This window comes from Streptomyces sp. NPDC001153 (assembly GCF_053598315.1).
Genome location: NZ_JBSFJZ010000030.1, coordinates 21,324 through 36,079, shown reverse-complemented (window position 1 = coordinate 36,079; position 14,756 = coordinate 21,324). Strand labels below are relative to the sequence as shown.

The window sequence follows — 14,756 nt, the reverse complement described above, 5'->3', positions numbered from 1 at the left end:
GGCCGGCTCGCTCACGCACGGACACGCCCGCGGCTCACAGAACAGCCCCGCCGCGGGCCCCGCCCTGCACCTCGTGCCCGCCACCCGGGCCGCCTTCACCGCCTTGCTGAAGTGACCGTCTGCCCCGTCTGCCGCGCGGCGTGCGTTGGGGCCAGAACAGGACGTACGCCGCCGAGCCGATGCAGAACGCCAAGCGTATGAGGCCCCGGGTGGAGTCCGAGGGGATCAGCAGGGCGCTGCCGTAGAGGGAGATGAGGGCGATCCAGCTGACCCAGGGGACCAGGCGGCGTTGGCCGATGGAGTCCCATATGAGGGTGCCGAGGAGGACCGAGGCGTTGTAGTAGGTGTAGACGCTGGGGTCGAGGAGGATACGGGCGTCCACGGCCAGGAAGATCACCGCCGGCCAGCGGCCCCGTCGTACGGCCAGGGCGCCCAGGCCCATGCCCAGCGCCATCTGCGCGGGGCGGTCCCACCAGGGGGTCGCGGGGTCGTTCACACCGAACCAGCGCAGTGAGGACGCCCGTTGGTTGGGGATGGTGAAGCGGGCCGCGTGCAGGGTTTCCAGGTGGGTCAGGTAGAAGGGCAGCCAGGCCACCGCCACCAGGCCGACGGTCCAGGCCGCCGCGCGCAGACGGGTCGGGCGCGGCAGGGCCAGCAGCAGGGGCAGGAAGCCGACCGCCCAGGGTTTGGAGTCGACCGCGAGGGCCAGGAAGACACCCATCGACGTCGCGTTGCCCCGGACCAGTGAGCGGACCGCGAGGGTGGTGAAGAACAGGGCGAGGACGTCGTCGAGGTGGGCGAAGCGGACCGAGACCTCGACCCACATGGGGATGAAGGCGGCTCCGGCGACCAGGACGCGTTGCTGGAGGCGTTTGTGGTTGACGCCTGTGCCGAGGTAGTGGTCGGCCGCCGCACGGCCGACGAGCACCAGCATGTACAGGCCCAGGCCGGACATGAACGCGTCGGCCAGTTTCTCACCCAGGGCGGTGGGGAAGGGTGCGAAGAGTCCGGCGACGAGGAAGCTGACCGGGCCGATCTGCAGCTCGGGGTGGTTGGCGTAGAGGGCGAGGCCGCCGCCGCCGCTCTGGCCGAAGAGCAGTTGCTCGCCCTCGCGCAGATAGTGCCACGAGACGGCCGCGTGGCGTTCGGCCACGACGAACCAGACGGCCGTCCACAGGGTGAGCAGCACGATGTGCCACCGCACCGGGTAACGCCCGATCCGCACGTTCCTCCGTCCCTCCTGTCACGACGGTCGCCGTGTCCTCACCCATCACAACACCACACGGTAAGAGCGGCTCCAGCGGCCCCTGGTTCCTCCGGATGGCAGGGCAACGTCGTTGTCAGTGGCGGCCCTTACAGTCACGGGTATGGCGACTCTTCCCAATCCGCTGCCCAAGCTGGCCACCGACCCCAGCGGTCGTTCCCTGGGGCTGCAGCTGCCTCCCGGCAGGCTCATCGACACGACCGACGACGGGCCCTGGCACGAACCCCTGCTGTGGCAGGCGGAGAAGCCGGCCGCGCCGGGCACCTGGAAGGCACTGGGCGCACCGGGCGCTCGGGTCGGTCTGCTGCCGGTGCTCGTTGACGTCGGCGGGCGGCAGGGCGGGCCCACGGAGTGGGAGCTGATGCCCCGCTTGACGTCCTACCCGGGTGATCACGACGTCGAGGACGTCCTCGCCGACTACTGGGGGTACTGGACGGAAGAAGAGGAAGAGGAAGAAGAAGATGAAGGGGAGGAAGGGGACCAAGGGGAGGTAAAGGCCGAGGAAGGGGGCGCGGAAGAGGGCGACGACGAGCCGGCCGAGTTGGTCGCGCCGTTCGGGGCCGACTGGCCGGGACTCGCGCCCGCGCCCACCCCGACCGCCGATCCCGACACGCGCGCGGCCCAGGTGGCCGACTCGCTGACGGAAGCCGCCTCCACATGGTTCAAGGAGGCGCGGCTCGCCCTGGTGCCGGCCCGCCGGTCCGCCGACATACCGGCGGCGATCGGCTGGACCGGCCCGCTGAACCACGACAACGACGTGGCCCGGCTGTGCGCGGTCCTCCGCTCGTGGGAGGACCGCTTCGGCATACGGGTGGTGGGGCTCGGCTTCGACATCCTGGTGGTGTCCGTCGCGGCCCCGCCCGGCACGCTCGCGGACGCGGAGGTGCTGGCCGCCGAGCACTTCGCCTTCTGCCCGGACAACCTCACCCAGAGCGGGCCGGCCAGCCTGCGGGACTATGCCAAGCGCCTGGTCGGTAACCCCACCTGGTCCTTCTGGTGGGACTGATCCCCGGCCGCCGTCAGCCCCCGAGGCGTCCGAGCCCCCGCCCCAGCCTGCGCAGCCCCTCCGCGATCTCCTCCGGGGTCTGGGTGACGAAGCACAGGCGGAGGGTGCGGGGGTCGGGAGCGCCGGCGTAGAAGGGCGCGCCGGGGACGTAGGCCACGTTCTGCTCGACCGCGCGGGGCAGCAGGGCGAGGGTGTCGTACGACTCCGGCAGGCGCGCCCAGAGGAACATGCCGCCCTCGGGCCGGCTCCACACCGACCCGGCCGGGAGCGCGTCGGGCAGCCCGGCCAGCATGGCGTCCCGGCGTTCGCCGTACACGGCCCGCACCCGGGCCACATGGGCGTCCAGGACGTCCAGGTACCGTGCTGCGGCGAGCTGGTTGAGCGTCGGGGTGTGCAGGTCGGCCGCCTGCTTGGCCACCGCACAGGCCCGGCGCAGCTCGGCGGGTGCGCGCAGCCAGCCGAGGCGCAGGCCGGGGGCCATCACCTTGGAGAAGGAGCCGAGCAGCACGGTCCGGTCCTCGGCGCCGGGGAGGGAGGCGATCCAGGGGACGCGCTCACCGTCGTAGCGGAGTTCGCCGTAGGGGTCGTCCTCGACGATCCACAGGCCTGAGCGGGCGGTCACGGCGGCGATCTCCGCGCGGCGCGGCGCGGGCATCGTACGGCCGGTGGGGTTCTGGAAGGTGGGGACGAGGTAGAGCAGCTTGGGGTGCTCGCGGTGGATCGCCTGCTCCAGCGCGGCCGGGTCCACGCCGTCCGCGTCGCCCGGCACGGCCACCACGCGCGCTCCCGCGAGGCCGAAGACCTGAAGTGCCGCCAGGTAGCAGGGGTTTTCGACCAGGACCGTGTCGCCGGGTTCGAGCAGGGCCGTCGCGAGGAGGGACAGGGCCTGCTGGGAGCCCGTGGTGATCAGCAGGTCGTCGGGGACGGTGGCCAGGCCCCGCGCGGTGACACGCGCGGCCAGGCCCGCCCGGAGCGCCGGCTCGCCCTCCGTGGTGGAGTACTGCAGCGCCTGCGCCGGGGTGCGCGCCAGCACCTCCTCGAACGCCGCTGCGATGCCCTCCCGGTCGAAGAGCTCGGGCGCCGGGAGACCGCCCGCGAAGTTGATCACCTCGGGGCGAGCGGTGACCGCGAGGATGTCCCGCACGGGCGAACCCCCCACACTGCGGGCACGCGCGGCGAGCGGCGGGACGGGAGCGGGTGCGCAGGTCGGGTCCGGCTCGGCGACAGCAGGGGCGGGTCCGGCAACGGTCGTGGCGGCTCTCGGGGCGGGCTCGGCGGCGGTCATGGCTCGGCTCTCCTTCGGCTCTGGGAGCCGTCAGACTAGAGAGGTACATGCCATCTACAACGGTAATTCCGCGATCCGGACGGCCCGTTCGCGACGGGCGGTGCCGGACTCCGCTTCTCATGGCGCCCACCCTGTGGGCGCCACAGCGAGCCGCGTCCGCGAGGTCAGCGCAGCTTCTGTGCCGCCTCGGTCGCCCAGTAGGTGAGGATGTTGCGGGCCCCGGCGCGCTTGATGCCGGTCAGGGTCTCGAAGATGGCGCGGTCGCGGTCGATCCAGCCCTTCTCGGCGGCGGCCTCGATCATCGAGTACTCGCCGGAGATCTGGTAGGCGGCGACGGGCACGTCCACGGCGTCGGCGACCCGGGCGAGGATGTCGAGGTACGGCCCGGCCGGCTTGACCATGACCATGTCCGCGCCCTCTTCCAGATCGAGGGACAGCTCCCGCAGGGACTCGCGCCAGTTGGCGGGGTCCTGCTGGTAGGTCTTGCGGTCGCCCCGGAGCGAGGAGGCGACGGCCTCGCGGAAGGGGCCGTAGAAGGCGGACGAGTACTTGGCGGTGTAGGCGAGGATCGCCACGTCCTCGCGCCCGATCTGGTCGAGCGCGTCGCGGATGACGCCGATCTGCCCGTCCATCATCCCGCTAGGGCCGACGACATGAGCTCCGGCGTCGGCCTGGACCTGCGCCATCTCGGCGTACCGCTCCAGGGTCGCGTCGTTGTCGACGCGGCCCTCGGCGTCCAGGACCCCGCAGTGCCCGTGGTCGGTGGTCTCGTCCAGGCACAGGTCGGACATGACGAGCAGGTCGTCGCCGACCTCGGCGCGCACGTCCCGGATGGCGACCTGGAGGATCCCGTCCGGATCGGTGCCCGGAGTCCCGACGGCGTCCTTCTTGCTCTCCTCCGGCACGCCGAACAGCATGATCCCGGAGACCCCGGCCTGCACGGCCTCCAGCGCGGCCTTCTTCAGGCTGTCTCGGGTGTGCTGGACGACACCGGGCATCGCGGCGATCGGCACGGGCTCGCTCACGCCCTCGCGGACGAAGGCGGGGAGGATGAAGTCGGCGGGGTGCAGTCGCGTCTCGGCGACCATGCGCCGCATGACGGGCGAGGTCCGCAGTCGCCGGGGACGGGTACCGGGAAACGATCCGTACTTCGTCATCCCTCTACGCTACGCCCGCCCGTCCCCCACATTTGCCGACGTCCTGTCGGCTGACCCCGCCCGGCACGGCCGGCCTGCCCCGGACGAAGATTTTGCGGTAGCTCGACCTTTCCTCGAACCGCTGCCCATCTGCGCGGTGTCCGGATTGCCCTCCCCCTTGTCCCCGGTGGTAACGCCGAGTTCACTCCGCACCCCCTCCCCAGCGTTCTACGCGCGTGGTGTCATGCCCGCGCCACCCCTCCTCGCCCGTGAGCCTAGGAGTCACGCATGCTGCGGAAGGTCCTCACCCGCGCGGCCATCGCCCTGACCGCCGGTACCGCCGTCGTCGCCACGGCCGTCCCCGCGAACGCCGCGAGCTACTCGGCGTTCGCCTTCTCCCAGACCGGCAGCCAGCCCACGATCTACGACTTCATCGACTCGGCCACCAGCACGCTCGACATGACCATGTACGAGCTGGAGGACACCACGGCCGTCAACGACCTCATAGCCCTGAAGAACAAGGGCGTCACGGTCCGCGTCATCCTCGACCGCCAGCACAAGACCGCCAACAACTCGGCGTACACGTCCCTGACCAATGCGGGCGTGGGCGTGGTCTGGTCGTCCTCGGCGTTCGTCTACACCCACCAGAAGACGATCACCGTGGACGGCGTCAAGTCCCTGGTGATGACCGGCAACCTGACGGCGCAGTACTACACGACCAGCCGCGACTACGGCGTCTTCACCGACGACACGCGCGACGTCGCCTCCATCGAGAAGGTCTTCAACGCCGACTACACGGCGACCTCGATCACCCCCACCGACGGCGACCACCTGCTGTGGTCCCCCACCGACTCCCGCAACCGCCTGGTGTCCTTCGTCAACTCCGCGACCAAGAGCCTGGACGTGGAGGAACTGGAGTTCAGCGACAGCACGGTGGTCAACGCGATCGTGGCCCGCGCCAAGGCGGGCGTGAAGGTCCGCGTGGTCCTGGAGAATCCTTCCAGCTACTCCAGCGAGGTCTCCGCCGTCAAGGCGGCCGGCGGCACGGTCGTCGGCTACTCCGACCCCAACGGCTTCTTCATCCACGCCAAGGCCATGGTCGCCGACTACGGCCTGACCACCCAGGAGGTCGAGGCCGGCTCCATGAACATCAGCAGCAACTCCCTGAGCAACAACCGGGAGCTGGGCATCATCCTGACCGGCACGGGCGTGGCCGAGCCGGTGGCCCAGACGATCGAGACGACGTTCAACAACGACTACGCGGGCGGTACGGGGGCCTGATCGGGCGTGCGGCAGGCGGGCGTCGCCTCGCACCCGCCTGCCGCTCAGCGTTCACCGAGATCCTCGAGGATGCGATCGATCAGCTCGACCCGGTCGGGAGCGTGTCGCATTCGCGAACGGCAGTCCTCCAAGCGGCGCACCACACCGAAGGGAACACGCTCCGCTCCCATGTCCTCCACGCCTCTCCCGAGAGCCTGCAGCCCCCAGTACTGGTTGAAGGGGAGCGATTCGCCGGTCACTGCGTCGACCAGCGCGTCCAGCGCCACGGGCTCGGGCAGGGCGTACAGGCGCGCGTAGGCGGCCAGACGCAGTCCGGCGTCCTGGGAACCGAGCAACTCGCCGGCGTCGAAGTCCCGCATGCGCTGGGTCGCGCGCACCAGTCGGGCGAAGACCTGGTCCATCCGGCGGGTCCGCGCCCGGCCACTGGGCAGCTCCAGGCGTACGTTCACGTACTCGGCGGCCAGTTCCTTGACCATGTCCCAAGCCGCGCTGTCGTCCACTGCGCCGCCCTCGGGACCGTCCCCGACGAGAGCCGCGTTCGCCGTCCGCTGGACGGCCTCGATCCTGCGCTCGATCTCCCGGAACTCGATCCTTCCGAGGCCGGGCACCTCGATACTGCGGAACAGCTCTCCGAGCCATGGCACCGCGGCCACCACGAGCAGCATCACCGTGATGCCGTCGATCTTGAGATCGGGTTCCAGGACGTGAAGGACGGCGGTTCCCACCCCGACACACGTCAACACCATCGCGGCAGCACGCCGCCGTAACCAGCGGGCCGCACCATCACGTCGTCGATCTTCCCCACTCATGCCGATCAGCATCGCAGACGCGCGCTGACGAAGAAGGTGATTCGGTCAGGAGTGGCCCCAGAGAGGCAGCGGGCAGATGTCCCAGGAGAAACGGCGTAATCGCGCCTGCGCGACGTGCTCGGCCGTGTTGCCGTGGTCGATGTCGAGATGGCGGCCGAGAACCACGATGGCCACGCTGCCGGCCCCGGCCGCGGCGCCACCGCATCACGCGTTTCCCGGCTCCGGTGCGAGGTGCGCCGACGGTGCCGCCGCATCGATCTCCGCCCACACCGTCTTGCACGGCACCGGTCCCTGCCGCACGCCCCAGCGGTCCGCCAACTCCTCGACCAGTAGCAGGCCGTAGCCGCACTCGGCCGGTACGGTGGCGGCGGTCCGTGGAACGGGCAGTGCGTCACCCCGTGTGTCGGTGACCTCGATGCGCAGAACGCCCTCGGCCGTCACCGCGAGAGCGAGCCGGAAGCTCCGGCCGGTAACCCGGCCGTGCAGCGCGGCGTTCGCCGTCAGCTCGGCGACGATCAGCCGCGCGGGGTCCAACGGCAGTCCCCAGGAGCGCAGTTGCTCGGTTGCCAGCAGCCGGCCGAGGCGGGCGCCGCGCCGGGTCGCGGAGAGAGGCACAAAGAACTGGCGCGCCGAGATGTGGAGGGTGGAGATTTGCTCGTTCACGTCACTCAGCGTGTCCGTGCATGCATAGCCTGTGAAGAAGGGCGGCCCGTGCGGACGGGGGCTGTCCGTGCGGTGTCCGGTTGCGTCCGGGCCGTACGGGGTGACTGGTGACGGGAGGACGGCCTACGTGAGCGACTGGGACGCGGGGCTGGAGGACGACGAGGCCGGGGCCGTGATGCGGACGGTCTCACGGCAGCTGAAGTTGTGGCGGGAGGCGGCCGGCCTCACCCAGGCGGAGTTCGGGACGGCCATCGGGTACGGCGAGGAGCTGGTCTCCTCGGTGGAGCGGGGGCGGCGGATTCCCCGGCCGGAGTACCTGGACGCGGCGGACGAGGTGCTGGGCGCGGGCGGCAGGGTCGCCGCGATGAAGAAGGACCTGGCCGAGGTCCGGTATCCGAAGAAGGTGCGGGATCTGAAGAAACTGGAGGCGGAGGCGGTGGAGCTGTGTGCCTACAACAACTCCGTGATCCATGGGCTGTTGCAGACGGAGGAGTACGTGCGCGCGTCCATGGCCACCCGACGGCCTCCGTTCACCGAAGAGGAATTGGAACAACAGGTGGCCGCCCGCCTGGCACGCCAGGACATCCTCGCCGAAGCGCCGCTGCGAGTCTTCAGCTTCGTCCAATGTGAGTCGACGCTGCGGCGCCCCGTCGGTGGCAGGATGGTCATGCGAAGGCAGCTCGAACACCTGCTGGACGCCGGTCGGTTCAGGAACGTCGACTTGCAGGTCCTGCCCTTGGACCGGGAGGACAACGCCGGTCTGGCGGGTTCGTTCAGGCTGCTGCGGCTGCGGGACGGCAGCACTGTCGGACACAACGAGGTCCAACTCGTCAGCCGCGTGATCACCGACCCGAAAGAGGTCCAGGTGCTGGACATCCGCTATGGGATCATCCGCGCACAGGCTCTCACCCCTCGGGAGTCACTGTCCTTCATCGAGAAAGTGCTTGGAGAGACATGAAGCTGGAGTGGATAAAGAGCAGCTACAGCACGCCTGACGGCCCTGACTGCATCGAGGTGGCCGCCCCCGACCGGGACCGCATCCTCGTCCGCGACTCCAAGAACCCCACCGGCCCCCGCCTCGCCCTCACCCCCACGGCCTGGGCCCGCTTCCTGCCGTACGCCTCAGAGCACTGACACACGAGCGACCGTGCCCTCGCATCCTCCACCGTGGGTGCGAGGGCACTCTGCTGTTGATCAGGCCAGGCCCTCCGCCATCTCCTCGGCTTGCTTCAGCACCCGCTCGATCGCCGCAGGCCGCTTGCCCGGCGGATAGCCGTGCTTGCGCAGCAGGCGCAGCACTCGGGCCATGATCCGGTCCCGGGCCTGCTCCTTCACCTTCCAGTCGACCGTGACATCCTTCCGGATCTGCTCGTACAGCTCGTGGGCGATCTTGGCGAGGACGCTGTCCTCCATTTCCTCCAGAACGGAAGGGTCGGCGGCGAGGGCGTCGTAGAAGGCGAGTTCGTCCTCGCTCAGGCCGAGTTTCTTCGCCCTGCCGCGGTCGGCCGACACCTCCTGCGCCAGTTCCACCAAGAACTTCATGAACTCGGCAGCCGTGAGCAGGCCGTTGGTGTACCGGTTCATGGCGCGCTGCATCTTCTCGGTGAAGGTGTGCTGGCGGGTGATGTTGTTCGGGTGGGCGTCCTTGATCTCCTTCATCAGTGCGCGCCGAAGTGCCGCAATGGCGAGGTTGGGGTGCTTGCTGGCCTGGAGGTCGCGCAGCACCCGGTCGTCCAAGTGGGACAGGTCAGGCTTGGTCAGGCCGACCGCGTCGTAGATGTCCACCACGCCGTCGGCGGCGACGACGGACTCGTTGAACTGGGCGATCAGCAGGCGTACGTCAGCGGCCATGGCGAGGCCCTGTTCCTCCCTCTCGTCCATGGCGTACTTCTCGCGCGAGGTGCGTACGGCCTCGAAGAAGCGGATGTCGGGGAGCAGGTCCTGTACGCGCCGGTCGGTCGGGCAGAGAGAGAAGGCCTGACGCAGCAGGTTGGCGTGGTGCATAAACCGCTGCCTGCGGGTGGCCTTGTCGGGTTCCAGCCCTGGTTCCGGCGCGATCAGGAACTCCAGCGCCTCCGTCAGCGCTTCCCGGTAGGCAGAGGGACCACCCGCATCGCGGATGCTCCGCCATGCGCAGTCGGCGAGGAGCGCGTCGATGTGCTGGTGGCTCTCCCGTACGAGCTTGACGGCCCCGTCGAGGTCCGCGCCGAGCATCGGGTGCTTCTGGTCCTGCTCGGAGTACTCGGCCAGGGCCTCCTTGATCTCGCGGATGACGCCCTGGAAGTCGACGACCAGACCGGACGGCTTGCCCGGCCAGGTGCGGTTGACTCGGGCGATGGCCTGCATCAGGGCTGCGCCTCGCATGCGCTTGTCCAGGTAGAGGGTGTGCAGCGGCGGAGCGTCGAAGCCGGTCAGCCACAGGGACTGGACGATGACCAACTCCAGTGGATCCTTCTCCTTGGTCACCCGCTCCTGGATCTTCTTGAGCTGGGCGGGGGTTCGCACGTAGTCGGCGACCTCAGGGCCGTCCTTGGCGGCGTTGCCGGTGAACACCACCCGGATCCGGCCAGTGTTGTCGGTCAGCAGCTGGGTTTTCGGGTCGCGCTCGCCCGCCCAGTCGGGTCGGCGGCGGATGATCTCCTCGAAGAGGCGGGCGGCGATGACACGAGACGCGCAGACGATCATTCCCTTGCCCCGGTAACCGGTGAGCTTGACCATCTCGCTGCTGCGTGCGTCCCAGTGGTCGAGCAGCTTTCCGGCGAGTTCCCTGATTCGCTCCGGAGCGCCGATGAGGTTTTCGTACTCCCCGAACTGCTGACGAGCCTTGCGCTTCTCCTCCTCCGACAGGCCCTCTATCAACCCCTCGGCGCGGGCGTCGAGGTCGTCGAGGTCGACGTCGGCGGGCAGGCGCACCCGCACCAGGTGCGGCTCGTAGAAGACGGGGACGGTCGCCCCGTCGTCCACGGCCTGGGTGAGATCGTACGTGTGGATGTCCTCGCCGAAGACACCCCGGGTGCTGCCGACGCGGTTCTCGATGGGGGTACCGGTGAACGCGATGAAGGTGGCGTTCGGCAGGGCGTCGCGCAGGTTGCGGGCGTAGCCGTCGATGAAGTCGTAGTGGCTACGGTGCGCCTCGTCGACGACGACGATCACATCGCGGCGCGGGGAGACCAGCGGATGCCGGACCCCGGCCGCCCGCTCCTCCTCAGTGAGGCGGAACTTCTGGAGCGTGGTGAAGATGACCCCGCCGGCCTGCCGTTGGAGAAGTTGCCGCAGTTGCCCGACGTCGTCCGCCTTCTCCGGCGGTTCGCCGATGACCTTCTCCAGAGTGCGGCTGGTGGTGAAGGTCTTGCGGAGTTGGGTGTCCAGGTCGATGCGGTCGGTGAGGAGGACGAACGTTGGTTTGGCCAGCTCAGGACTCCGGGTCGCCTTGACGACGTAGAACAGCATCTCCTCACTCTTGCCGGCGCCCTGCGTGTGCCAGACGACGCCTGCACGACCGTCGGTCGCCACGGCGGACTCGGTGGCCCGCACGGCGGCATTCACGGCGATGTACTGGTGGGCCTTGGCGAGCTTGACCGTGTCGACGGCGCCGGACTCCGGGGCGGAGTAGGACAGGAAGTTCGCGATCAGGTCGAGGAAGCGGGTGGGCTCGAACGCGCCGTAGATCATCCGCTCCAGGGCACGGCCGTCCTCGCGCTCGTCCTTGCGGAGCATCACGTCGTGCTCGTCGGCATGCCAGGGGGCCATGTGCTGCCACGGCGTGAACGGGGTGCCCATGCGGGCGGTGATGCCGTCGGAGACGAGGGTGACGAGGAGCGTGTGGAAGGTGCTGGTCTCTTTCAGCTCGCGCCGGTAGCCCTGGAGCTGGTCGTACGCGGTACGGGCGTTGTCGTTGCTGTCGGCCTTCTTCAGCTCTACGACGGCGAGGGGCAGGCCGTTGACGTAGAGGACGATGTCGAAGACGAAGGTCCGGTTCTTGGTGCTGCGCACGCGTACCTGGGAGGCGGCCACGAGGTCGTTGTCGTGCGGGTCGGCGAAGTCGACGGGTCGGATGGTGGCGTGCCGCTTCTCGCCGGTCTCGGGGTTGTCGTAGGGGATGCGGACGCCGCCGGTCAGGCGCTCGTAGAAACGGTGGTTCTCGCGGAGGTCGTTCCGGGTGTGCCAGCGCAGCAGCTCGTTGACGGCGTCGTCGGCGACGTGGTCGGGCAGGCGCGGGTATCGGTTGCGGATCGCCTTGAGCAGGCGCGGGCGGAGGATCAGATCGTCCCAGTCCGCCCGCACGCCGTAGGCGGGGCCCAGCTCCGGCCCCGGAATGTGCTGCCACCCGTACTCGGCGAGCAGTTCGAGCGTGTGCGACTCCAACTCCTTCTCGGTGAGCCGGTCTATCGGCGGCTCACCAAGCGCCGGCTCGGCACCTGCGGTCATACGACCTCCTCGACGGTACGGACGGCGTCCTTGACGCGGAGCTTTCCGGAGAGCAGTTGGGGGAGGAGGGTGTCGCGGAGGTCGGCGAGGGTGCGGTTCTCGTTCCTCACGGCAGCGGCCTGCGCGTGCAGTGGAGCACACTTGTTGTTGAACTCGGTGAGTGAGGCCTGCGAAGGAAGCGTGATCCGCAACGACTTGATGTCCCTGAGACTCAGATAGTCAGCCATATCGGTCTGCCCCTTCATGCCCGCCGCCTGACGCCAGAACTCCGGGCCGCGCATCCAGTGAAACAGATAGACGCTCGACAGTCGCGAGTTATCCGCGGGGCGGAAATAACAGACCTGGGGGCTATACACGAACTCAGGATGATCAGCAGAGATCAGCGCGACTCGACCGACGGTTCCTTTGGTGGTTAGCACGACATCTCCTGGCCGCGATGTCTTCCTCCCCATGACAGGACGGTAATCATCGCTGACGTAGTCTGCGAAAGCAGGACGGATCTCACCGTCCGCAATTTCGGCCACTCGTAGGATCGGGATACCGGGCTTTCCGTGCTCAGCACGCTTTGTGCGGTAGCCGTCACCGAACTCGAGTTGACCTTCTGCCGCAAGCTGCGCAAGCGTCGCAACGGTTCCTGCGCTGCTGTCCTGATGCACAACCTGGGAGTAGCAGTCTGCCAGCTCAAGCGAGGTGGCACAGGTCCGCTCGTTGAGCGCGATCTTGTCGTCCAGGGCGCCGAGCACTTCGGCGATGGCCTGCTGCTCGTTGAGAGGCGGCAAGCTCAAGGTGATGGCTCGTAGCTGCGTGAGATTGAAACCCGGAACCGAGCTGCCGATCGCTGCTCCTTGCACCCGCGAGACCATGACTGGTGACGACATCGCGTAATACATAAAGAGCGGGTCAGTCAGCCCCTTGTCTAGGGAGAGCTTCATCTGCTTGTTAGACACGATGTATCGGTTATATCGCGCCCTATTGTCAATCAGGCCAACTTGACCGATAGTGCCCCAGCAGGTGAATACAAGATCCCCATTGGTGGCCATACTGCGCTGAAATTCATTGGCCTTCTCGGCACTGATGAACACAACGTCGTCGTCACTCAGCCGGGTACCAACATCCAAACTGAGATTGGAGCCGCGGATCACAGGTACTCCATCATCCAGAAAGTGCCGAGAAGAGATGGCAGATCCGAACGGTCCAGTTGCGAGTGAATTTTTACCGGGCGCGGCAAGCTCAGCGATCGTGTAGGTCTTCCAATCGCTCATCGCACCCTCCCCAACTGCTCATCCACAACCTTCGCCAACCGCGCCGACTCCGCGAACTGCTCCCGCAACAGAGCCGTCAAGCGCGCGATCTTCTCCTCCACCGGCTCCGCATCCGGATCCACCTCCGCCTCAGCCGTACCCACGTACCGCCCCGGCGTCAGCACGAAGTCGTGCTCGGCGATCACATCCAGCGAAGCGCTCACACAGAAGCCCGGCACGTCCTCGTAAGGGCCAGCTCCCTCCACGCCCCGCCACGCCCGTACCGTGTCGCCGATCCGGTGGACGATCTCCTCCTCCGTCAGCTTCCTCAGCGTGCGATTCTCCATCTCACCGAAGTCGCGCGCGTCGATGAACAGCACCTCGCCCTTGCCCCCCGGCGCCCAAGCCGAGTGCCGTCCCTTGCCCTCCGCCAGGAACCACAGGCAGGCTGGGATTTGAGTGGATCGAAACAGTTGGCCCGGCAAGGCGATCATGCAGGCCACCAGGTCGGCTTCAACGATCGCGCGGCGGATGTCGCCCTCGCCCGACTGCTTGCTGCTCATCGAGCCGTTCGCCAGGACGACACCGGCCCGCCCACCGGGGGCGAGTTTGCTGATCATGTGCTGGAGCCAGGCGTAGTTCGCGTTGCCGACCGGTGGAGTGCCGTACACCCACCGCTTGTCCATGCCAAGCAACTCCCCGCCCCAGTCGGAGATGTTGAAGGGCGGGTTGGCCATGACCACGTCCGCCTTCAACTCCGGGTGCTGGTCGTTGCGGAACGTGTCGGCCGGCTCGTCGCCCAGCTTGGCCTCGACCCCGTGGATCGCGAGGTTCATGTGGGCCAACTGCCAGGTGGTCTGGTTGAGTTCCTGGCCGTAGACGGCGACATTCAGTGGGTTGCCGCCGTGCGTCTCGATGAACTTCTCCGCCTGGACGAACATGCCGCCCGAGCCGCACGCCGGGTCGTAGACCCGCTCGCCCTGCTTCGGTTCCAGGACCTCGACCAGGAGCTTCACCACGCTCTCGGGGGTGAAGTACTCGCCGCCCTTGCGGCCCTCCTTCAGGGCGAACTCGGCGAGGAAGTACTCATAGACCTCGCCCATGATGTCCCGCGCGCCCTTGCGCCGGCCGTCCTCGCCCAGCTGCTCCTGGAAGACCAGCCGGTCGAGCAGCTTCACCAGGCCAGCAAGGCGTTCCTCGTCCACTTGGCCGCTGTTGTAGATCTTCGGAAGGGTCCGGTTCAGCGCCGGGTTGAACTTCTCGATGGCGCGCATGGCCGCGTCGATGGTCTCGCCGACGCTGTCGCCCTCGACCGCGCCCTTCGCCCTCTCCAGCACGCTCTCCCAGCGGGCGGTCGGCGGAACGTAGAAGATGCCGGAGCCGGTGTACTCACGGCGTTCCTCCAGAGTGGCGAGGATGTCCTCCTCGCTCCAGCCGCCCTCCTCGCGCAGCTCGGCCTCCAGCTGGGCCCGCTTCTCGGCCATGGCGGCGGAGACGTACTTGAGGAAGACCAGGCCCAGGACGAAGTGCTTGTACCCGGCGGCGTCCAGGCTGCCGCGCAGCTTGTCCGCCGACGCCCACAGCACCTTCTTCATGTCCTGGGCTTCAGCCGTCTTCTTCTTCCGTGGCGGCACGGGTGCCTC

13 protein-coding genes are annotated in these 14,756 nt (G+C 68.3%); 4 read left to right on the top strand and 9 right to left on the bottom strand.

What is annotated here, in order from left to right; genetic code table 11:
* Positions 1 to 34: 34 nt before the first annotated feature.
* Positions 35 to 1,225, bottom strand: a complete 1,191-nt coding sequence (locus ACWDEN_RS30170) for a hypothetical protein (RefSeq protein ID WP_351614831.1) — start codon at positions 1,223 to 1,225, stop codon at positions 35 to 37.
* Between the two features lie 142 nt (positions 1,226 to 1,367).
* On the opposite strand from ACWDEN_RS30170, the gene ACWDEN_RS30165 reads away from it, so the two are divergent.
* Positions 1,368 to 2,270: a DUF4253 domain-containing protein gene (locus ACWDEN_RS30165; RefSeq protein WP_450860919.1), complete on the top strand. Its 903-nt coding sequence runs from the start codon at positions 1,368 to 1,370 to the stop codon at positions 2,268 to 2,270.
* Between the two features lie 13 nt (positions 2,271 to 2,283).
* On the opposite strand, the gene ACWDEN_RS30160 is transcribed toward ACWDEN_RS30165, so the two are convergent.
* Positions 2,284 to 3,555 carry an aminotransferase-like domain-containing protein gene (locus ACWDEN_RS30160; RefSeq protein WP_450860917.1) on the bottom strand — a complete coding sequence of 424 codons (1,272 nt, stop codon included), beginning with the start codon at positions 3,553 to 3,555 and terminating at the stop codon, positions 2,284 to 2,286.
* Between the two features lie 164 nt (positions 3,556 to 3,719).
* Entirely contained in the window at positions 3,720 to 4,712 is a 993-nt protein-coding gene (gene hemB / locus ACWDEN_RS30155; RefSeq protein ID WP_351614823.1) for a porphobilinogen synthase, read from the bottom strand.
* Between the two features lie 267 nt (positions 4,713 to 4,979).
* On the opposite strand from hemB, the gene ACWDEN_RS30150 reads away from it, so the two are divergent.
* Positions 4,980 to 5,972 (top strand): phospholipase D-like domain-containing protein, encoded by a 993-nt coding sequence (locus ACWDEN_RS30150; protein ID WP_351614820.1) that lies wholly within the window; start codon positions 4,980 to 4,982, stop codon positions 5,970 to 5,972.
* Positions 5,973 to 6,016: 44 nt separating this feature from the next.
* Here ACWDEN_RS30150 and ACWDEN_RS30145 read toward each other — a convergent pair whose 3' ends face one another.
* From ACWDEN_RS30145 to ACWDEN_RS30135, 3 genes are all read right to left on the bottom strand, one after another.
* Positions 6,017 to 6,697, bottom strand: a complete 681-nt coding sequence (locus tag ACWDEN_RS30145; protein WP_450860915.1) for a hypothetical protein — start codon at positions 6,695 to 6,697, stop codon at positions 6,017 to 6,019.
* Between the two features lie 129 nt (positions 6,698 to 6,826).
* Positions 6,827 to 6,955: a hypothetical protein gene (locus ACWDEN_RS30140; protein WP_450860913.1), complete on the bottom strand. Its 129-nt coding sequence runs from the start codon at positions 6,953 to 6,955 to the stop codon at positions 6,827 to 6,829.
* A 30-nt stretch (positions 6,956 to 6,985) separates the two neighbouring features.
* Positions 6,986 to 7,444: an ATP-binding protein gene (locus ACWDEN_RS30135; RefSeq protein ID WP_450860911.1), complete on the bottom strand. Its 459-nt coding sequence runs from the start codon at positions 7,442 to 7,444 to the stop codon at positions 6,986 to 6,988.
* A gap of 127 nt (positions 7,445 to 7,571) precedes the next feature.
* Here ACWDEN_RS30135 and ACWDEN_RS30130 point away from each other — a divergent pair, with 127 nt between their 5' ends.
* Positions 7,572 to 8,402, top strand: a complete 831-nt coding sequence (locus ACWDEN_RS30130; RefSeq protein ID WP_450860909.1) for a helix-turn-helix domain-containing protein — start codon at positions 7,572 to 7,574, stop codon at positions 8,400 to 8,402.
* Complete coding sequence (locus tag ACWDEN_RS30125; protein ID WP_450860908.1) at positions 8,399 to 8,578, top strand: DUF397 domain-containing protein; 180 nt, start codon at positions 8,399 to 8,401, stop codon at positions 8,576 to 8,578. Before ACWDEN_RS30130 ends, ACWDEN_RS30125 begins: the two co-directional genes overlap by 4 nt.
* A gap of 60 nt (positions 8,579 to 8,638) precedes the next feature.
* Here ACWDEN_RS30125 and ACWDEN_RS30120 read toward each other — a convergent pair whose 3' ends face one another.
* From ACWDEN_RS30120 to ACWDEN_RS30110, 3 genes are read right to left on the bottom strand one after another with little or no spacing between them, the layout of a single operon-like run.
* Positions 8,639 to 11,872, bottom strand: coding sequence for a type I restriction endonuclease subunit R (locus ACWDEN_RS30120; protein WP_450860906.1), 3,234 nt, complete (start codon positions 11,870 to 11,872; stop codon positions 8,639 to 8,641).
* On the bottom strand, positions 11,869 to 13,134 hold the full coding sequence (locus ACWDEN_RS30115) for a restriction endonuclease subunit S (RefSeq protein ID WP_450860905.1): 1,266 nt from the start codon (positions 13,132 to 13,134) through the stop codon (positions 11,869 to 11,871). The genes ACWDEN_RS30120 and ACWDEN_RS30115 overlap by 4 nt, the downstream gene beginning before the upstream one ends.
* Complete coding sequence (locus tag ACWDEN_RS30110) at positions 13,131 to 14,747, bottom strand: class I SAM-dependent DNA methyltransferase (protein WP_450861013.1); 1,617 nt, start codon at positions 14,745 to 14,747, stop codon at positions 13,131 to 13,133. The genes ACWDEN_RS30115 and ACWDEN_RS30110 overlap by 4 nt, the downstream gene beginning before the upstream one ends.
* Positions 14,748 to 14,756: the final 9 nt, after the last annotated feature.

Coding starts and splice junctions, on each gene's coding strand:
- ACWDEN_RS30165 (WP_450860919.1), top strand. CDS start 1,368: ATGGCGACTCTTCCCAATCCGCTGCCCAAGCTGGCCACCGACCCCAGC.
- ACWDEN_RS30160 (WP_450860917.1), bottom strand. CDS start 3,555: ATGACCGCCGCCGAGCCCGCCCCGAGAGCCGCCACGACCGTTGCCGGA.
- hemB (WP_351614823.1), bottom strand. CDS start 4,712: ATGACGAAGTACGGATCGTTTCCCGGTACCCGTCCCCGGCGACTGCGG.
- ACWDEN_RS30150 (WP_351614820.1), top strand. CDS start 4,980: ATGCTGCGGAAGGTCCTCACCCGCGCGGCCATCGCCCTGACCGCCGGT.
- ACWDEN_RS30125 (WP_450860908.1), top strand. CDS start 8,399: ATGAAGCTGGAGTGGATAAAGAGCAGCTACAGCACGCCTGACGGCCCT.
- ACWDEN_RS30120 (WP_450860906.1), bottom strand. CDS start 11,872: ATGACCGCAGGTGCCGAGCCGGCGCTTGGTGAGCCGCCGATAGACCGG.
- ACWDEN_RS30115 (WP_450860905.1), bottom strand. CDS start 13,134: ATGAGCGATTGGAAGACCTACACGATCGCTGAGCTTGCCGCGCCCGGT.